The 17,504-nt window shown below is 67.6% G+C and carries 17 protein-coding genes; 5 read left to right on the top strand and 12 right to left on the bottom strand.

Features of this window, described 5'->3' with window-relative positions; translation table 11 throughout:
* Window positions 1-6 precede the first annotated feature (6 nt).
* Window positions 7-1,395, top strand: a complete 1,389-nt coding sequence (gene cls / locus PIGHUM_RS09625; RefSeq protein ID WP_124079363.1) for a cardiolipin synthase — start codon at window positions 7-9, stop codon at window positions 1,393-1,395.
* Here cls and PIGHUM_RS09620 read toward each other — a convergent pair.
* A complete protein-coding gene (locus PIGHUM_RS09620) occupies window positions 1,355-2,422 on the bottom strand; it encodes a sigma-54 interaction domain-containing protein (RefSeq protein ID WP_124079362.1) in 1,068 nt (355 codons plus the stop codon). The two genes, cls and PIGHUM_RS09620, sit on opposite strands and share 41 nt — an antisense overlap.
* Before the next feature lie 428 nt (window positions 2,423-2,850).
* Here PIGHUM_RS09620 and PIGHUM_RS09615 point away from each other — a divergent pair, with 428 nt between their 5' ends.
* Together PIGHUM_RS09615 and PIGHUM_RS09610 are read left to right on the top strand one after the other, a co-directional pair.
* Window positions 2,851-3,171, top strand: coding sequence for an ElaB/YgaM/YqjD family protein (locus tag PIGHUM_RS09615; RefSeq protein ID WP_124079361.1), 321 nt, complete (start codon window positions 2,851-2,853; stop codon window positions 3,169-3,171).
* An 82-nt stretch (window positions 3,172-3,253) separates the two neighbouring features.
* Window positions 3,254-4,636: a sigma-54-dependent transcriptional regulator gene (locus PIGHUM_RS09610; RefSeq protein ID WP_124079360.1), complete on the top strand. Its 1,383-nt coding sequence runs from the start codon at window positions 3,254-3,256 to the stop codon at window positions 4,634-4,636.
* Between the two features lie 203 nt (window positions 4,637-4,839).
* Here the strand turns inward: PIGHUM_RS09610 and PIGHUM_RS09600 are convergent, their stop codons facing one another.
* The 6 genes from PIGHUM_RS09600 to fdxA form a co-directional block, all read right to left on the bottom strand.
* Window positions 4,840-5,118 carry a MatE family transporter gene (locus PIGHUM_RS09600; protein ID WP_124079358.1) on the bottom strand — a complete coding sequence of 93 codons (279 nt, stop codon included), beginning with the start codon at window positions 5,116-5,118 and terminating at the stop codon, window positions 4,840-4,842.
* Window positions 5,119-5,235: 117 nt separating this feature from the next.
* On the bottom strand, window positions 5,236-5,874 hold the full coding sequence (gene nth / locus PIGHUM_RS09595) for an endonuclease III (RefSeq protein WP_124079357.1): 639 nt from the start codon (window positions 5,872-5,874) through the stop codon (window positions 5,236-5,238).
* A 34-nt stretch (window positions 5,875-5,908) separates the two neighbouring features.
* Complete coding sequence (rsxB, locus tag PIGHUM_RS09590; RefSeq protein ID WP_124079356.1) at window positions 5,909-6,559, bottom strand: electron transport complex subunit RsxB; 651 nt, start codon at window positions 6,557-6,559, stop codon at window positions 5,909-5,911.
* A 5-nt stretch (window positions 6,560-6,564) separates the two neighbouring features.
* Window positions 6,565-7,812, bottom strand: a complete 1,248-nt coding sequence (locus tag PIGHUM_RS09585) for a polyhydroxyalkanoate depolymerase (protein ID WP_124079355.1) — start codon at window positions 7,810-7,812, stop codon at window positions 6,565-6,567.
* 86 nt (window positions 7,813-7,898) lie between these two features.
* Window positions 7,899-8,708, bottom strand: a complete 810-nt coding sequence (locus tag PIGHUM_RS09580; RefSeq protein ID WP_124079354.1) for a ferredoxin--NADP reductase — start codon at window positions 8,706-8,708, stop codon at window positions 7,899-7,901.
* A 120-nt stretch (window positions 8,709-8,828) separates the two neighbouring features.
* Entirely contained in the window at window positions 8,829-9,152 is a 324-nt protein-coding gene (fdxA, locus tag PIGHUM_RS09575) for a ferredoxin FdxA (protein WP_124079353.1), read from the bottom strand.
* 209 nt (window positions 9,153-9,361) lie between these two features.
* On the opposite strand from fdxA, the gene panB reads away from it, so the two are divergent.
* Together panB and pncB are read left to right on the top strand one after the other, a co-directional pair.
* Window positions 9,362-10,210, top strand: coding sequence for a 3-methyl-2-oxobutanoate hydroxymethyltransferase (panB, locus tag PIGHUM_RS09570; RefSeq protein ID WP_124079352.1), 849 nt, complete (start codon window positions 9,362-9,364; stop codon window positions 10,208-10,210).
* 2 nt (window positions 10,211-10,212) lie between these two features.
* On the top strand, window positions 10,213-11,391 hold the full coding sequence (pncB, locus tag PIGHUM_RS09565; protein WP_124079351.1) for a nicotinate phosphoribosyltransferase: 1,179 nt from the start codon (window positions 10,213-10,215) through the stop codon (window positions 11,389-11,391).
* A 6-nt stretch (window positions 11,392-11,397) separates the two neighbouring features.
* On the opposite strand, the gene PIGHUM_RS09560 is transcribed toward pncB, so the two are convergent.
* The 5 genes from PIGHUM_RS09560 to PIGHUM_RS09540 form a co-directional block, all read right to left on the bottom strand.
* Window positions 11,398-12,615, bottom strand: coding sequence for a citrate/2-methylcitrate synthase (locus PIGHUM_RS09560; RefSeq protein WP_160142225.1), 1,218 nt, complete (start codon window positions 12,613-12,615; stop codon window positions 11,398-11,400).
* A 29-nt stretch (window positions 12,616-12,644) separates the two neighbouring features.
* Window positions 12,645-14,117: an aldehyde dehydrogenase family protein gene (locus tag PIGHUM_RS09555; RefSeq protein ID WP_124079349.1), complete on the bottom strand. Its 1,473-nt coding sequence runs from the start codon at window positions 14,115-14,117 to the stop codon at window positions 12,645-12,647.
* Between the two features lie 26 nt (window positions 14,118-14,143).
* The gene (locus PIGHUM_RS09550; RefSeq protein ID WP_124079348.1) at window positions 14,144-15,916 is read right to left on the bottom strand and encodes a thiamine pyrophosphate-binding protein; all 1,773 of its coding nucleotides are present in this window, start codon (window positions 15,914-15,916) and stop codon (window positions 14,144-14,146) included.
* A 13-nt stretch (window positions 15,917-15,929) separates the two neighbouring features.
* Window positions 15,930-16,901: a Bug family tripartite tricarboxylate transporter substrate binding protein gene (locus PIGHUM_RS09545; RefSeq protein WP_124079347.1), complete on the bottom strand. Its 972-nt coding sequence runs from the start codon at window positions 16,899-16,901 to the stop codon at window positions 15,930-15,932.
* Between the two features lie 205 nt (window positions 16,902-17,106).
* Window positions 17,107-17,391 (bottom strand): DUF6587 family protein, encoded by a 285-nt coding sequence (locus PIGHUM_RS09540; RefSeq protein ID WP_124079346.1) that lies wholly within the window; start codon window positions 17,389-17,391, stop codon window positions 17,107-17,109.
* Window positions 17,392-17,504: the final 113 nt, after the last annotated feature.

The raw sequence follows: 17,504 nt of genomic DNA, 5'->3' as shown, positions 1-17,504 counted from the left end.
TCCGATATGCCCAGATGTTTGAGCGTCCTCCTGTACGCCGCGTGCGTGGCGCTGCTGGCCGCCTGTGCCCACCCCCTGCCCGAAGTCCAGGCGGGCAGCGAGCCCAGGCAGGCGGTGCGGATCTCCACGGCTTCGGGCTGGCTGACCTATCGCGACAGCCAGCGCATCATCCGGAAGCTGGGAGGGCCCGGCGATGCCGGAGATTTCCTGGCGCACCACCTGCAGGTGGAAGAAGCCGTCGCCGGCACGCCGCTGGTGGCCGGCAACCAGGTCCAGCTGTTCAGCGACGGCCCCAGCACCTACCGGGCCATGGAGCAGGCCATCGCGGCGGCGCGCCGCTTCATCCACCTCGAAAGCTACATCTTCGAGGACGACGACGTGGGCAACCGCATGGCCGAACTGCTGATGGCCCGGCGTGCGGCGGGCGTCGCCGTGGCGGTCATGGTCGATGACGTCGGCACCATCGCCGTCCCGCGCGAACTGTTCGACCGCATGCGCGGCGCGGGCATCGAGGTCGTCGCCTTCAATCCGGTCAATCCGCTCGCCGGGCGCGGCACCTGGTCGCTCAATGAGCGCAGCCATCGCAAGATACTGGTGGTGGACGGCGCCGTGGCGTTCGTGGGCGGCATCAACGTCAGCGACGTCTATTCCTCCCGGCCCGTCAGCGGCTCGTCGCCGGGCGCCTCCGGCGACCGCAGCAATGCGCCCTGGCGCGATACCCATATCAGCATACGCGGCCCTGCGGTGCAGGCCGTCGAGCGCGTATTCCTGGAAGGCTGGCGCAGCCAGAACGGCCCCGAGCTCGGCGACATCGATTTTCTGCCGCCCCAGCCGCGCGCGGGCCCCCACGTGGTGCGCATCCTCGTCAACAAGCCGGGGGCCGGCGACAACCACGCCATCTACCTGACGCTGCTGTCTGCCATCAACAGCGCGCAGCGCTCCATCCACATCACCATGGCCTATTTCGTGCCGGATCCCGCATTCATCGAGGCTTTATGCGAAGCCGCCCGGCGCGGGGTGGACGTGGTCCTGCTGCTGCCCGGCTTCAGCGATTTCTCCATGGTGGTCTATGCCGGCCGTTCGCACTACGAGGAACTGCTGGCCGCCGGCGTCAAGATCTACGAGCGCAAGGACGCCCTGCTGCACGCCAAGACCGCGGTGGTGGACGGCGTCTGGTCCACCGCCGGCTCCAGCAACCTGGACTGGCGCAGCTTCACCCTGAACCATGAAATCAACGCGGTCATCCTCGGGCCCGGCTTCGGTGCGCAGATGGAAGCCTTGTTCGAGTCCGACCGGCGCGCGTCCGTGCAAGTGGACTACGAACGCTGGAAGCGGCGGCCGGTTTCCCGGCGCTTCAAGGAGTTCGTGTCGCGGCTGCTGGAGCGCTGGATGTAGGCGCTGTCGCATCGCGGTAGCTGTCGAGCCGGTTGTAGAGCGTCTTGAGGCTGATGCCCAGCGTGTTGGCGGCCTGCCGCTTGTCGCCGCCGAAATGCGCCAGCGTGGCCAGGATCAGTTCGCGCTGCGCGTCGTGCAGCGCGATGCCCACGGCCATTTCCAGGCAGTCGTCGCGCCGCACTACCTGGGTGCTCTGCGGCGCCGGTTCGGGGCTTTGTACCGAGACTTCCCGGTCGGCCAGGATGAAGGCGCGGTGGATGGCGTTCTTCAACTCCCGCACGTTGCCCGGCCAGCGATGCTGGCGCAGATTCTCCAGCGTGCCCTTGGCGAAGCGCTTCTGAGCCTTTTCCGTGCCGTTGAGCTGGTCCAGGAAACGGTGCGCCAGCAGGTCGATGTCGTCGGGGCGTTCGCGCAGCGGCGGCACGCGCAAGGGGAAGACGGCCAGGCGGTATAGCAAATCCTCGCGGAAGCGGCCTTCTTCGACGGCGATCTGGGGATCGCGGTTGGTGGCGGCGATGACGCGTACGTCGGTGTTCAACTGCTCGGTGCCGCCAACGCGGTGGAACGTGCCGGTTTCGAGCACCCGCAGCAGCTTGATCTGCATATCGGGCGCCATCTCGGTGATCTCGTCCAGGAAAATCGTGCCGCCTGCGGCGCGCTCGAAATAGCCGGCGTGCTGCTGCACCGCCCCCGTGAAGCTGCCGCGCTCGTGTCCGAACAATTCGCCTTCGATCAGCGTGGCCGGTATGGCGCCGCAGTTGACCGGAATGAACGGACCGCTGCGGCGCGCGCTCTGGTCGTGCAGCGTACGCGCCACCAGTTCCTTGCCGGTGCCGCTTTCGCCGATGACCAGCACGGTCAGCGTCGTGGGCGAGACCCGGCCGATCTGCTGGTAGAGCTCGCGCATGGGACCCGAGGCGCCGTAGAGCGATCCGTAGTGCTCCAGCGCGCCCGATTGCGCGTGCGAGCCGGCCGCACGCTTCGCGCGTTCAGCGTGTTCGAGCGGCGTGGCCTGTGGCTTGCGCATTGTTCTCCCGTCGTTCAGGCGTGGTCGGTTCAGAGCATACCCGCAGGGCGCAGCCACGGGCGGGCGCTCCGCGTCGTGCCATTCTAGGCAGCCCGGCGGCCGCCGCCGAAGCGCCTGGTAACGGCCTGTCGCAAGTCTTCCCCGAGCCGCGTTTATTTACATGTTTTCATGTAGTTTTTACGCATTGCTTGCACTTGGCGGCGCCTGTCCAAGAATAGGCGCGCGGGGCACGCCCATGCAATGGCATGATGGCGCATGCATGAGCCGCAGGACTTATATACAAGGAGTAAAGGGTCTTGCGGCGCTTGCGCATTTTGGCCGTAATGTAGTGGATTCGACCGCGTCGTTCGTGCATCCCGCGCAGGGCGGAGCGGCGTCTGGACAGGCTGGGGCGGCGTGGCCCGCCCGCCATTCAATGGGGAAGAACGATGGCGACTTATTCGGATGATTGGGCGCGCAGCAAGGACAGGATAGCCGGACAGGTGCGCGGCCTGCTGGACGAGGCGGAAACGCTGCTGCGCTCCTCGGCCGGGCATGCTGGCGACGAACTCGCGGTGGCGCGCGAGCGCCTGCACGACCAGCTCGCCCGCGCGCGTACCATCTATGGCGATGCCCAGGACCGGGCCTCGCAGACCTATCGCGAGGCCTCCGCGCAGGCCGATGCCTACGTGCACGACAATCCCTGGCGCGCCATCGGCATTGCCGCGGCGGTCGGCGTGGTGATCGGCCTGCTCGCCACGCGGCGCTGAATTCGCGCCATCCGCGACTGTACCCCTGCGTCAGCGCGCAGGGGGGCCTTCATTTCATTGCAGCACCGAGGAGCACCCACGCATGCCCCACGTCCTGATCGTGGACGACGAACCCAACACCCGTGCCGCGCTCGCAGAAATCGTGGCCGACGAGGGTTTTACTACAGCCGTGGCGGCCGACCTGCGCGAGGCGCGCATCCAGATCGTGCGGCAGAATCCGGATGTCGTGCTGACCGACCTGAAGCTGCCGGACGGCAGCGGCATGGATTTGTTCAAGGAACTCGATCCGTCCATTCCGGTCGAGGTGATCCTGATCACCGGCCACGCCAGCGTCGAAAGCGCGGTCGATGCGCTGCGGCTGGGAGCAGCGGATTACCTGATCAAGCCGATCAACATGCAGCGGCTCAAGGCCATCCTCGACCGGATTCCCCGGGCAGGCGACCTCAAGGCCGAGATCGGCTCGCTGCGCGGCGAATTGCGGCGCTTCGGCCGTTTCGGCCGGATGCTGGGCCACTCGGCGGCCATGCAAAGCCTGTACGACCAGATCGGCAAGGTGGCGCCCACCGAGGCGACGGTACTGCTGGTGGGCGAAAGCGGCACCGGCAAGGAACTGGCGGCCCAGACCGTCCACGAGCTGAGCCTGCGGCGCAAGCGGCCCTTCCTGGCGGTCAACTGCGGCGCCATTTCGCCCAACCTGATCGAGAGCGAGATGTTCGGCCACGAACGCGGCAGCTTCACGGGCGCCGAACGCCAGCACAAGGGCTACTTCGAGCGATCGCACGGCGGGACGCTGTTCCTGGACGAGATCACCGAAATGCCCATCGAGCTGCAGGTCAAGCTGCTGCGCGTGCTCGAGACGGGCATGTTCATGCGCGTGGGCACGAACCAGGAAATCGAGTGCGATGTGCGCATCGTCGCTGCCACCAACCGCAATCCCCAGGAGGCGGTGGCCGACGGCAAGCTGCGCGAGGATCTCTACCACCGCCTCAACGTGTTCCCGATCGACCTGCCGCCGCTGCGCGCGCGCGGCAAAGACGTGGAACTGCTGGCGCAGAGCTTTCTCGACCAGTTGAACGAGGCGCATCGCACCGCCAAGTCCTTCGCGCCGGCGATGCTGGCGGACATGGCGGCCCACGCCTGGCCGGGCAATGTGCGCGAACTCAAGAATTACGTCCATCGGGCCTTCATCATGAGCGACGATGGCCTGATCGACACGGTGGCGGCGCCCATCCGCCTGGCGCCGGCGGGCAAGGCCGAGACGGAGTCCATTATTTCGATTGCGGTGGGCACGTCGCTTGCTGAAGCGGACAGGAAGCTGATTTTCGCGACCCTGCAGCATTGCGGGGGTGTCAAGAAACACGCCGCCGAGGTGCTGGGGATCAGCCTGAAGACGCTATACAACCGGCTGGAGGAGTACGCCGCGGGCGAGAGCCAGGACGACGTGCACGGCATGCCGGTTTCCTGACATCCACCAACGCCCCGGAGGCATCCATGGCCGTGCAACTGCACTCCGTACCGCCCGACCCGCCTGTCAGCGATCCCCCGCCAGTGGGGGATCCTCCCCGCCAGCCGGTGGGCGATCCGCCCGTACCGCCCGCCCAGCAGCCCGATCCCATCGATCCGGACCTGCCTCACAAGCCGCCGCCGCCCTCGGAGGAGTGAGGGCGTTCAGCGCGGCCGGGTGGCGTCGTCCTCGTCGTCGCCCGGGTGCGAACGCACCGCGCTTTCCTCGTCGACGACCTCGTCCGGCAGCACGTCGCTGCCGGTGCGCGTTTCATCGTCCGGATCGACCGAGGCGCGTTCCCCGGTATGGCTGGCATCGGTGCCGGCCGGATCGGGGGGCAGGCCGGCGAGGTCGCTGCCGGAATCCGATGTATCGCTGGGGCCCAGCCCGTTGTCGCGCGGCGTCTCGGGGACGGGATGCGTATCTTGCAACGTGCTCTCCATGGTGTTCTCCTGTGCATGTGCCTGCCGGGATCCTGGCCGCGGCAGCGGTGCCGCGGCTATCCCGGTCGAGCATGGACACAGCAACCGGCGTGCCCGCCCGTGGCCGGCGTCCGGCGATCAGGCCGGCGGCGTCTTCGCCTTGTATTCGCACAGATCGGAGATTCCGCACTGCGGGCACTTGGGTTTGCGGGCCACGCAAATGTAGCGGCCGTGCAGGATCAGCCAGTGATGCGCATCCAGCAGGAATTCCTTGGGTACGACCTTGAGCAGCTTGTCCTCGACTTCGCGCACGGTCTTGCCTGGGGCGAGGCCGGTGCGGTTGGAGACGCGGAAGATGTGCGTGTCCACCGCCATGGCGACCTGGCGGAATGCCGTGTTCAGCACCACGTTGGCCGTCTTGCGTCCCACGCCCGGCAGCGCTTCCAGCGCTTCCCGGCTGGCGGGCACTTCGCCGCCGTGCTGGTCCAGCAGGATCCGGCAGGTGGCAATGACGTTCTTGGCCTTGGTCTTGTACAGGCCGATGGTGCGGATGAACTGGCTGAGCCCTTCCTCGCCGAGCGCGTAGATCGCCTCGGGCGTGCCATGCTCCGGAAAAAAGCGGCGGGTGGCGAGGTTGACCGATTTGTCGGTGGCCTGGGCCGACAGCATGACGGCGATCAGCAACTGGAACGTGGAGCCGTACTCGAGTTCGGTCTGCGGGCTGGGATTGGCGGCGCGCAGCCGCTCGAAGATGGCGAGTCGTTTGGTGGCGTTCATGCGGATGCGGACACGGCGCGGGCCGTCGTGGTGGTCAGTGCGCGCGCCGGGCGCGCGCACGGGCCAGGGCGGCTTCCAGCATGGCGCGCTTGCGCTCGGCGGCGTCGGCGGGGGACGTGGCGGGAGCGCTTTCAGGCGATGCGGTTTGCGGCGCGGCTTGCGACCGCGCCTCCAGCCTGGCCTGGTCCGCGCGGCTTTCGCGCGCCAGGCGTTTCTCGCGGCGGCGATAGCGCTGCCGCGCCAGCGCCGCATCGGCGGTGGACCAGTCGCGGGCCGGCGAAACGGGCTCCATGCGGATGCAATCGACCGGACAGGGAGGCACGCACAGATCGCAGCCGGTGCAGTATTCCGCCAGCACCGTGTGCATGACCTTGCTGGCGCCCACGATGGCGTCCACCGGACAGGCCTGAATGCACAGCGTGCAGCCTATGCAATGCTGCTCGTCGATGCGCGCGGCCTGCAGGGGCAGGTGCGCTCCGCGGCTCTCGTCCAGGGGCAGGGCGGGGCGGCGCAGCAAGGCGGCGAGCCGGGCGATGCCTTCCTCGCCGCCGGGCGGGCACTGGTTGATCGGCGCCCCGGCGTGCGCGAGGGCCTCGGCATAGGGCCGGCAGCCGTCGTAGCCGCATTTGGTGCACTGGGTTTGCGGCAATTGCGCATCGATGAGGTCGACCAGGTCCACTGCCACGCTTGTCAGGCCGGGGTGCTGTGCTGGCGAATGAATTCCGCGATCTGCGGACAGATCATTTCGCGCCAGCGGCGTCCCGAGAAAATGCCGTAGTGGCCGGCGCCCGGCGCCGTATAGTGGCGCTTGCGGTCAGCCGGGATGCCGGAACACAGGTCCTGGGCCGCCTGGGTCTGGCCCGAACCGGAGATGTCGTCCAGCTCGCCTTCGACAGTGAACAGCGCTACCGATTCGATGTCGGCCGGCTTGACGAGCTGGCCGCGCACTTTCCAGGTGCCGCGCGGCAGTTCGCATTTCTGGAACACGGTGCGTATGGTGTCCAGGTAGTACTCGGCGGGCATGTCCAGCACGGCGTTGTATTCGTCGTAGAAGCGGCGGTGCGCCTCGGCGTCCTCGTCGTCGCCGCGGACCAGGTCCAGGTAGAAATCGTAGTGCGAAGTCAGGTGGCGGTCCGGGTTCATGCTGACGAAACCGGCATGCTGCAGAAAGCCCGGGTAGACCTTGCGGCCGGCGCCGGGGAAGCGCGGCGGCACGCGGTGGATCAGGTTGTGCTCGAACCACGAGAAGGGCTTGGTGAGCGCCAGGTTGTTCACCTGGGTCGGGGAGCGGCGCGTGTCGATGGGGCCGCCCATCATGATCATGCTGCGCGGCAGCTTCGGGTCCTTGTCGGTGGCCATCAGCGACACCGCGGCCAGGACGGGCACCGTGGGCTGGCACACCGACATGACGTGAACGTCCGGCCCGAGCTGGCCGATGAAGCCGCGGATGTAGTCCACGTAGTCGTCCAGGTGGAACGGGCCGGCCGAGGCGGGCACCATGCGCGCATCGATCCAGTCGGTCACGTAGACATCGTGGCTGGGCAGCAGCGCGCGCACGGTATCGCGCAGCAGCGTGGCGTGGTGCCCCGACAGCGGCGCCACCAGCAGCACGACCGGGTCGGGCCGGCGCTCGGCCGGCACGGGCTGGACCGGAGTGCGCACGAAGTGCACCAGATTACAGAACGGGCGGGCGGACGCCACCTGCTCGGAGATCCTGGCCTCGACGCCGTCCATGATGGTGGTATGCAGGCCCCAGGCCGGTTTTTCGTAGTCTTTGCCCAGCCGGTAGAGCAATTCGTAGGCAGCGGCCATGCGGCGCGAGACGGGCGTATAGGCCAGCGGGCTGTACGGATTGGAAAACAGCTGCGCCGTCGCGTCGGCGAAGTGGACAAAAGGCGTCAGCAGCGAGCGCTGCCATTCATGCATTTGGTACAGCATTGTTGCTCCAAACCATGGGGCGGAATCGATCATCGCCGGAAAACCGATTATATTGCAATGCACAATAAGCGATCGGCAACGCTACGTTACCAGTAGTTTTCCACTGCGAGATTGCCTGGTTTTCCCCGTCGTGTGGTGCTGAAGCCACGTTCGCCCAGCAATTTGCGCAGATCCGACACCATTTCCGGATTGCCGCACAGCATGACGCGGGAGCGGACGGGGTCCAGCGTCACCCCGGCACGCTGCTCCAGTTCGCCGCCGGCGATCAGGGCGGTGATGCGCGCGTCCATAGCGCCTTCGACGTGCTCGCGCGTCACCGAAGGCAGATAGACCAGCTTGTCCGGCCGGTCCTGGCAGTATTCGCCGAACACTTCGTGCGTGCGCAAGCCCTCGATGACGTCGCGGTACACCAGTTCCTCGGCCGTGCGCACGCTGTGCACCACGATCAGGTGGTCGTAGGTATCCCAGACTTCCAGGTCTTGCAGCACCGACAGGAACGGCGCCAGCCCGGTGCCCGAGGCCAGCATCCAGAGATCCTTGCCGGACGGGAAGGCCGCCGTGGTCAGGAAACCGAAATTGGTCTTGTCCACCAGCACCGTATCGCCCTCGCGCATGTGCTCGAGCGTGCTGGTGAACTCGCCGTCGGGGACGACGATGGAAAAGAACTCCAGGAAGTCGTCGTAGGGCGAGGACACGACGGAATACGCCCGCCACACGATCTTGCGCCCGGAGCCGTCTTCGGCATCCGGATCCGGCCGCTCCACCCCCAGCCGAGCGAACTGCCCCGGCACGAAGCGAAACCCCGGCGCGCGCGTCGTCCGGAACGAGAACAGCTTGTGCGGCACCCAGGTTTTCACCCAGGTAATCGTCTCGGCAGTGTATTTATCAGCAGTCATAAAAGGGTTCCCCCCTACGCGCTTCGCGCGCCCCCCAGGGGGCGAAGCTGGCGGACTGGCGGAGCCAGATCCGCGGCTTCCTGGGTCTTCACTAACGGGCTCCGCAGGGGCATCCCGAAGCTACCGCTCGAGGAGCGGTAGCTTTCCGGGCTTATCGCGCCACTCGTCGGCGTCGGGCAGGGGCGGCTTGGTGCGGGTGATGCTGGGCCAGTTGGCCGACAGTTCGGCGTTGAGCTGGACGAAGGCCATCTGGTCGGCGGGTACGTCTTCCTCGGCCAGGATGGCATTGGCCGGGCACTCGGGGATACAGACGGCGCAGTCGATGCATTCGTCAGGATCGATGGCGAGGAAGTTGGGGCCCTCGCGGAAGCAGTCGACCGGGCAAACGTCCACGCAATCGGTGTATTTGCACTTGATGCAGTTTTCGGTCACGACATGGGTCATAAGAGGCTCCGCCACATAAGTGGCTCCAGCGTTCGGCTGGCAATGAAGTAAGTTCGGGTCAGCCTGCTATTTTACCGGAGTCGGGAGATTCGGCCGGGATACCCCTCAGGCCCCCATGGGAGGTCCAGGCGCCGCCTGGCGCGCGGGTATTCCCGCTCTTGTGCTATTTTGACCGGCTACGCAAAACAGGCATCACTGGAGACCGTACGATGCGAACCACCCTCAGCGCCTTGCGGAAGAAACTTGCCGCGGGGAAGAAGATTTCCATGCTGACGTGCTATGACGCCGGCTTTGCGCGCGTCATGGACGAGGCGGGAGTCGATACCCTGCTGGTGGGCGACTCGCTGGGCATGGTGGTCCAGGGACGCGACTCGACGCTGCCGGTGCGGCTGCAGGACATTGCCTACCACGTCGAGTGCATCGCGCGCGGCTCCCGGCGTCCCTTCCTGGTGGCCGACATGCCGTTCGGCACCTACCAGGAAGGCCCCGCCCAGGCGCTGCGCAACGCGGTCGTGCTGATGCAGGCCGGCGCGCAGATGGTCAAGCTCGAAGGCGGCGCCGAGCTGGCGCCCACGATCGAACTGCTCGTGCGCAGCGGCATTCCCGTCTGCGGCCATATCGGCCTGCTGCCTTCGCACGTCCATGCGCTGGGCGGCTACCGCGTGCAGGGCAAGGAAAGCGCCGAGGCCGACCGCATCGTCGCCGATGCCCGGGCGGTGCAGGCTGCCGGCGCGGCCATGCTGGTGATCGAGGCCGTGCCCGATCCGGTGGCCCGCCAGGTCTGCGCCGCCGCGTCGCTGATCACCATCGGCATCGGCGCTTCGGTCGCGTGCTCGGGCCAGGTGCTGGTCATGCACGACATGCTCGGGCTGACCGCCAGCCCGGCCAAGTTCGTCAAGAACTACATGGTCGGCGCGGGCGCCGAAGGCGATGCCGTCGCCCAGGCTTTCCGGCGCTACGCGCAGGAGGTCGAATCGGGCGCCTTCCCCGGGCCCGAGCACGTCTACGGCGCGGCGCCCGCCGCCATCGGCGCCCTGTACGGGCAGCGCGGAGCCTAGCCGTGATCATCACCTCGCTGCTGGACACCGATCTCTACAAGTTCACGATGATGCAGGTGGTGCTGCATCAATTCCCGGCTGCGCAGGTCGAGTACAAATACAAGTGCCGCACGCCCGGCATCGACCTGCATCCCTACGCGGACGAAATGCAGCGCGAGATCGACGCGCTGTGCGAGCTGCGCTTCACCGACGAGGAACTGACCTACCTGGGCGGCCTGCGCTTCATCAAGAGCGACTACGTCGATTTCCTGCGCCTGTTCCACCTGCCCAGGCGCTGCATCTCGGTGAGCAAGCTGCCGGGAGGCGAACTGGACATCGTCGTCAAGGGCCCCTGGCTGCACACCATTCTGTTCGAGATCCCGGTCTTGGCCATCGTCAACGAGGTCTACTTCCGCAACAACCATCTCGCTCCCGCCTACGGCGAGGGCCGGCAGCGCCTGGCGGCCAAGATGGACATGGTGCGCAGCGATCCCGAACTGCACGATTTCCACATCGCCGACTACGGCACGCGGCGGCGCTTTTCCAAGGCCTGGCACGAAGAGGTGATGGTCACGCTCAAGGAGCAGATGGGCGCGCACTTCGCCGGCACCAGCAACGTCTACTTCGCCATGAAGTACGGCCTGACGCCGCTGGGCACCATGGCGCACGAATACCTGCAGGCCTGCCAGGGCCTGGGACCGCGCCTGCGCGACTCGCAGATCTACGGTTTCGAAGTCTGGGCCCGCGAGTACCGGGGAGACCTGGGGATCGCGCTGTCCGACGTCTACGGGATGAACGCCTTCCTGCGCGACTTCGACATGTATTTCTGCAAGCTGTTCGACGGCGCCCGCCACGACTCCGGCGACCCGTTCATCTGGGGCGACCGGCTCATCGAACACTACAAGGAAAACCGCGTCGATCCGCGCACCAAGACCCTGGTGTTTTCCGACAGCCTGACCTTCCCGCTAGCCATCCAGCTGGCCAAGTACTTCGCCGGCCGCTGCATCACCGCCTTCGGCATAGGCACCAACCTGACCAACGACCTGAGCTACCAGCCGCTGCAAGTGGTGATGAAAATGGTCAAGTGCAACGGCCAGCCCGTGGCGAAGGTATCGGACACGCCCGAGAAGACCATGTGCGACGACAAGGCCTACCTGGCTTACCTGCGCCAAGTCTTTGAAATCGACACGCCGGCGGTGTGAAGCCCGTTACCCGGGCGTGAGATACGCCCTCGGCCGGAACAGCTGGCCCTGTTCGCATTGCTCCAGGTAGTGCGCGATCCAGCCGGCCTGGCGGGCGACGACGAACACCGCGGGAACTTGCTCCAGCGGCAGGCCGAGCGCGCGGCCCAGGGCCAGGCAGGCCAGTTCGTGGCGGGGGTGCAGGCCATGTTCCGCGGCCAGCCAGTCGATGTAGGCGAGCAGGGGCTGCAGGGCGGGCAAGTGGGCGTAGTGGGTGCGAAGGTGTTCCAGCAGCGCCGTGGTGCGAACGTCCTGGTCGTGGTAGACCGGATGGTTGTAGCCCGGCAGGCCGCGTCCGGCTTCCAGGCTGGCGTGCGCGGCGGCTTGCAGCGCGGGCAGGCCGGGGTGGCGGGCCAGCCAGTCCTGCAGTTCGATGTAGATGCCGTGCAGGGCGTGGCCGGTGGTTACCGCCAGGGCCGAGGCCAGCGCGGCGGTGACGGCGGTGCCGGTGGATGCCGCGGTGCGGACCGCGAAGGTCGAGGGCGACAACTCGTGTTCGCAGAACAGGATCAGGAACAGGCCCAGGCTCTGGCGCACCAGCGGCGTGTCCGCCAGCCCGAGCGCGGCGGCCAGGTGGGCGACGCAGGGTTGGCGGGGCTGAGCCGGAATGAAGCGCCTGGCCGGCCCCAGGTGTCCGAGATAGCCGATGGCGTGTTGCTGCAGCGCCAGGCAGTCGGCATAGCCCGTGGGCTTTTCCAGGGTGTCCGAGGTCAGCAGGCAACTGGCGAACTGCCGGTGCCAGTGGCGCGAATCGCCGTTCGGGCCCGGGTGGTAGGCGGTCTGCAGCGTGAGCGTGGCAGGCGGGCAGGCGACGGGCTCGGCCAGCTCCCCTTGCCAGAGCAGGTGGCAGACGGCTTCGAAGGAAATGCCGGCGGCCGCCAGTTCGAGCGCGCTGTATCCGCGGTACCAGGGGCCGGAGGGACGCAGTTCGGTAATCGCGCTCGAGATCAGCGGCGTGTCGCCGCTGAGCGCGGCGGACGCCGCCGCCCGATGGCCAGCGCGCGCCAGCGCGCGCTGGTGCACGCGCTGGCAATCGTCGTACAGGTACCGATGCTCGCGCGAGTTCGGCACCGCCACGCTGCGGATCCACCCTTTGCTGACGTAGGCATAGAGGGTCTGGCGGCGGATCGACAGGAGCCGGAGCGCTTCCTCCGCAGTGAGCAGGCGCAGGGACGAAGCGGACACGGCTCGGGCTTCCAAGAATGGCGAAGCCACTAACTTAGTCGAACGTGCACGTTTTTGCTGTAGGTGAATTCGAGCAATTCGGCAAAGCATTCCTCGCGGCCGATGCCCGATTGCTTGACCCCGCCGAACGGCGCGCCCAGGAAGTGCTGGCCGGTGTGGTTGATCCAGACGTAGCCCGTCATGATCCGGCGTGCGGCATGCATGGCTGTGTCGAGGTCGCGCGTCCAGATCGAGCCCGTCAGGCCGAAATCCACCCGGTTGACCTGTTCGTACAGCGCGTCCTCGTCCTTCCACTTGAGCACCGACATGATCGGGCCGAACACTTCTTCGTTGGCGATGCGCATGTCCTGATCCACGCCGCCCAGAACCGTGGGCTCGAAGAAGCAGCCGGCCGCCAACTGCGCGTCGTCGGGACGCTTGCCGCCGCACAGCACCTGGGCGCCTTCGTCGCGCGCCACGCCGACGTAGTACTCGACCTTGCGCAGTTGGGCGGGGCTGACCAGCGCGCCCATGGTGGTGGACGGATCGGTCGGGTCGCCGGGCCGATGGCGGGCCTGGACCGCCTCGACGATGCGGGGCAGCCAGTCGTCGTAGACGGATTCGTGCAGGAACACCCGGCTGGTGGAGCCGCAGCTCTGGCCCGACCAGGTGAAGTTCATGCCGTTGACGATGCCTTCGATGGCGGCGTCGCGGTCGGCGTCGGGGTAGACGATGAGCGCGTTCTTGCCCCCCAGTTCGAGCAGCACGGGCTTGAGGCCCTGGGCGGCGCCTGCCATCACGGCCTTGCCGGTCGGCACGCCGCCGATCAGGGTGACCTTGCGCACCAGTGGATGCGTGGTGAGCGCGGCGCCGCATTCGACGCTGCCGGACAGGAAGTTGACCACGCCGGCGGGGAAAATGTCGCCGATCAGCTCGGCCAGCTGATAGGTGGACAGCGGCGCCTGGTCGGGCGATTTGACCACCACGCAGTTGCCCGCGGCCAGCGGCGCGGCGATGCGCAGCGCCGCGAACATCAGCGGATGGTTGTAGGCGGTAATCCGCGCCACCACGCCCAGCGGTTCCTGCAGCGTGAAGTTCAGCGCGCCGGCGCCCATGGGGATGGTCTCGCCCTTGATCTCGGTGGCCAGCCCCGCGAAGTATTCCAGGCCATCGGCCGCCGCGAGCACGTCCGGCCTGAGCGCGCGCACCGGATTGCCGTTGTTGAGCGAATCGAGCAGCGCCAGGTCGTCCACGTGCTGGCGCAGCCGGCCGGCGGCCTGCTTGAGCAGGGCGGCGCGCTCGCGCGGCGGCATGGCGGCCCAGGCCGGAAAGGCCGCCTGCGCGGCGCGCACGGCCGCGTCCACGTCCTGCGCGCCGGCCTGGGCGGCGTCCATCAGATCCTCGCCTTCGGCCGGATTGCGGGTGGGAAGATACTGGCCCGATTGCGGGCGGTGCCAGGCGCCGCCATAGAACAGATCGTTGTGCGCGGGCAGAATGCCCGCGGGTATGTCCTGCTTCTTCATTCGAACTCCTGAACTCCTGCGGAGGGTTACCGGGTCAGGCCCGATGTCATGGAAGGGCTGTAGCCCGTGGCCACGTGGACATCCACGACCACGAACGCGCCTTGCCTGACCTGCTCGATCGCGCTGTCCAGCGCGCTGCGCAATGCGGCGTCGTCCTGCACGGGGCCTATGCCGACCAGGCCCTGGGCGCGCGCGAGGGCCGCCAGGTCGGGCGCGGGATCGTCGAGCCGCTGGCCTATCCACTTGTTGGCGGCTTCGCGCTCGCGCTGGCGCGCCACGCGTTCCTGGTGGACTTCGTCGTTGAAGAACGAGCGGTTGTTGCAGACGATCACCAGCCCCGGGACCCGGTACTTGGCGGCGGTCCAGAGCGCGTTGACGCCCATCAGGTAGTCGCCGTCGCCCAGCAGGGAAACGGCGAGCCGGTCGCTGCCCTGCAGCGCCATCGCGGCGCCTACGGCCATGCCGGGGCCGGAGCCCACGCCGCCGCCGCCGTCGGTGCCCAGGTAGTCGAGCGGATGGCGCACGGGCCAGAAATCGCCGTTCCAGCTCAGCGGCGTGCGCGCCAGCGCGGCGGGCCGTCCGTCCAGCGCCTGCCAGAGGTGATGGGCCAGGCGCTGCACCGTCATCGGGCCTTCCTGCATCGGTCCGTGGATGGCCAGCGGCGGCTGCGGCGCGGCCCAGGCCGGCTTGCGCGTGCCGTCCAGCGCCTCGTTGAGCTGCGCGACGATGGCGTCCGGGTCGCAGGCGATGAACTGATCGGCCACCGGCAGGCCCTGGTGGTCCATGCTCCAGCCGTTGTGGATGTGGTGGTCCACCGATACCTGGATCACCGTGCTGGTTACCGGGCCGTCGAACGCATGCTTGAGCGTGCCGCCCAGGTCCACCCAGTCCAGGCTCAGGATCACGTCGGCGCCGGCGATGACGTGCTTGGCGTCGTTGCCCAGGAAGGTGCCCGCCGCGGCGGCGTGCTGGGGATGCTCGTTGGGGAACGAGGCGGCCGCCTTCAGGTCGGTGAGGACCGCCGCGCCCAGCGCCTCGGCCAGCGCGATCCGCGCCTGCCAGCCTTGTTCGCTGCGGCCCATGCGGCCCATCAGGATCACGGGGCGGGAGGCTCCCTTCAATGCATCGACCAGCCGCGCCAGGTCGGCCGGCGCGGCCACGGGCGAGGCGGGCGGCTGGTGGCGCGCCAGGTCGGGCGGCGTCACGGCCGCGCGCAGTTCGCTTTCCTGGACCTCCGCGTCCAGGCACACGTAGGCCGGTCCGTGGGGGACGGTCTGGATGGTACGCCAGGCGCGCGCGATGGCTTCCAGCGTGGCCGGCACCGAAGTGGGCTGCGCATCCCATTTGACGTAGTGCCGGATCATGGCCGCCTGGTCCTGGCTGGTATGGATCCAGTCTATCCACGGCCGGCGGCGCGCGGCGTCGAGCGGTCCGGTCGCGCCCAGCACCAGCACCGGCACGCGGTCGGCCCAGGCGTCGAAGATCGCCATCGAGGCGTGCATCAGCCCGACGTTGGAATGCACGACGGCCGCCACCGGCTTGCCGGTGAGCTTGGCATAGCCGTGCGCGATGGCCACCGCGTGCTCTTCGTGCAGCACGATGCGCATGGGCGGATTGGCATTGCCCAGGTGGTTGACCAGCGAGTCGTGCAGTCCGCGGAAACTGGCGCCGGGCGTCAGCGCGATGAAGGGAATGTCCAGGTCGCGGATCAGTTCGGCGATCGCGTCGCTGCCCCAGCGGCGGTCGGACTCGGCGGAGGGCAGCGGGGCATCGAAGACGTGCGGCGTGGGATGAGGCATACGGGCTTCCTGGTTACTCCGGTTTGATCTGGTTCTGCTTGATGACGCGGGTCCACATCTGCGTTTCCTCGGCCATCAGGCTGTCGAACTCGGCCGGCGTGGAGGTGCGCGTGGTGATGCCCAGTTCGGCCAGCTTTTTCTGGTTGGCCGGATTCTTCATGGAACGGCTGAAAGCGCCGTTGAGCTTGGCGACGACGTCGTCCGGCGTGCTCTTGGGCGCGACGATGCCGATCCAGATGTCGCTGCGAAAATCCTTGACCACCTCGGCCACGCGCGGCACGTCGGGCAATTGGGCATGGCGTTCGTCGCCGGTAATGCCGAGCGCGCGCAGGCGCTTGCCGGCGACGTGGGGCAGCGCGCTGTTGGCGGGGCAGAACATGACGTCGACGGTGCCGGCCAGGACGTCCACGATGGCGGGCGCCGAGCCCTTGTACGGCACGTGGGTCATTTCGGTGCCGGTGAGGTTCTGGAAAATGGCCGCCGACATATGCTGCGGGCTGCCCGGACCGGCCGAGGCGAAGGTCAGCTTGCCGGGGTTCTTGCGCGCATAGGCGATCAGTTCCTCCATGGTGTTGGCGGGCACCTTGGACGAGACCACCAGGATCTGCGGCAGCGTCGCCAGCAGGGTGACGCCGCGCAGGTCTTTCTGCACGTCGAAAGGCAGGCTGGGATAGAGCGCGGGATTGACCGAGACGGTCTGGTTCGGGGCGATGGCCAGCGTATAGCCGTCGCCGGCGGATTTGGCGACGAAATCGGTGGCGATGTTGCCCGCCGCGCCGGGGCGGTTCTCCACGTACACGGTTTCCTTGAACTCGGCCGTCATGTCCGAGGCCAGCATGCGCGCCAGGATGTCGTTGGAGCCGCCCGGCGCGAGCGGGACGACGATGCGCACGGGCTTGGAAGGATAGGTGTCGGCCCAGGCGGGGGACGCGGCCAGCGCGCCGAGGACGGCGGCTGCAAGCATGCAGGTGCGGCGCTTTACCATGGTGTCTCCATCTCGTTTCAAGTAGTGGGAGGCATCCTGGAATCCGCGCAGGGATGTGTCAATCTTGAATGTTGATTCAACATGACGGCGCGATGCGCGCCGGATGGAGGGAAAAGCGAGGGAAGAGAGGGGGAGGAAAAAGAGCAGCGGGCGCGGCAGGAGACTGTCGCGCAGCGGGCGGGACCCGCCGCGCCGCGGCAGGGCGTCAGCGCCTGGGAGGATGCAGCCGTACCGGCTTGGCGTCGTCGGCCGGGCCGCAGCTGCCGCAGGTCGAGCAGCCGCTGCCGCAGCCGGCGTCGGGCGCGGCAGAGCCGAGCTTGCGGCCCAGTCCGCGCAGCCATGCGGCCCGGCCCGGGCGGTCCAGGCCTTGGGCGAGGCTGCCCTGCAGCCGCATGCGGGTCTTGGGGAAAAACCGGCCGAAAGCCTTGACCGCGCATGCCGCAACGATAAGCGCCACGATGGCGATTTCGAGCAGGGAATAAGCAGTCATAAGATGATTCCTCTATCTTGCTGGGTTCAGCCCAGGACGCCGCGGATCCGGCTTTGCCGGTCCGCCAGCGTCGCCCCCTTGAGGGGGCCCGCGTAAGCGGGTAGGGGGTGGGG

Source organism: Pigmentiphaga humi (genome assembly GCF_900606115.1).
Classification (GTDB): Bacteria; Pseudomonadota; Gammaproteobacteria; order Burkholderiales; family Burkholderiaceae_B; genus Pigmentiphaga; species Pigmentiphaga humi.
Note: the sequence above shows the minus strand (reverse complement) of the source record. Positions and strands in the feature narration are given on the sequence as shown.

Coding starts and splice junctions, on each gene's coding strand:
- panB (WP_124079352.1), top strand. CDS start 9,362: ATGCGAACCACCCTCAGCGCCTTGCGGAAGAAACTTGCCGCGGGGAAG.
- PIGHUM_RS09555 (WP_124079349.1), bottom strand. CDS start 14,117: ATGAAGAAGCAGGACATACCCGCGGGCATTCTGCCCGCGCACAACGAT.
- PIGHUM_RS09620 (WP_124079362.1), bottom strand. CDS start 2,422: ATGCGCAAGCCACAGGCCACGCCGCTCGAACACGCTGAACGCGCGAAG.
- cls (WP_124079363.1), top strand. CDS start 7: ATGCCCAGATGTTTGAGCGTCCTCCTGTACGCCGCGTGCGTGGCGCTG.
- PIGHUM_RS09600 (WP_124079358.1), bottom strand. CDS start 5,118: ATGGAGAGCACGTTGCAAGATACGCATCCCGTCCCCGAGACGCCGCGC.
- PIGHUM_RS09580 (WP_124079354.1), bottom strand. CDS start 8,708: ATGACTGCTGATAAATACACTGCCGAGACGATTACCTGGGTGAAAACC.
- PIGHUM_RS09540 (WP_124079346.1), bottom strand. CDS start 17,391: ATGACTGCTTATTCCCTGCTCGAAATCGCCATCGTGGCGCTTATCGTT.
- PIGHUM_RS09585 (WP_124079355.1), bottom strand. CDS start 7,812: ATGCTGTACCAAATGCATGAATGGCAGCGCTCGCTGCTGACGCCTTTT.
- fdxA (WP_124079353.1), bottom strand. CDS start 9,152: ATGACCCATGTCGTGACCGAAAACTGCATCAAGTGCAAATACACCGAT.
- PIGHUM_RS09610 (WP_124079360.1), top strand. CDS start 3,254: ATGCCCCACGTCCTGATCGTGGACGACGAACCCAACACCCGTGCCGCG.
- PIGHUM_RS09550 (WP_124079348.1), bottom strand. CDS start 15,916: ATGCCTCATCCCACGCCGCACGTCTTCGATGCCCCGCTGCCCTCCGCC.
- nth (WP_124079357.1), bottom strand. CDS start 5,874: ATGAACGCCACCAAACGACTCGCCATCTTCGAGCGGCTGCGCGCCGCC.
- PIGHUM_RS09615 (WP_124079361.1), top strand. CDS start 2,851: ATGGCGACTTATTCGGATGATTGGGCGCGCAGCAAGGACAGGATAGCC.
- PIGHUM_RS09545 (WP_124079347.1), bottom strand. CDS start 16,901: ATGGTAAAGCGCCGCACCTGCATGCTTGCAGCCGCCGTCCTCGGCGCG.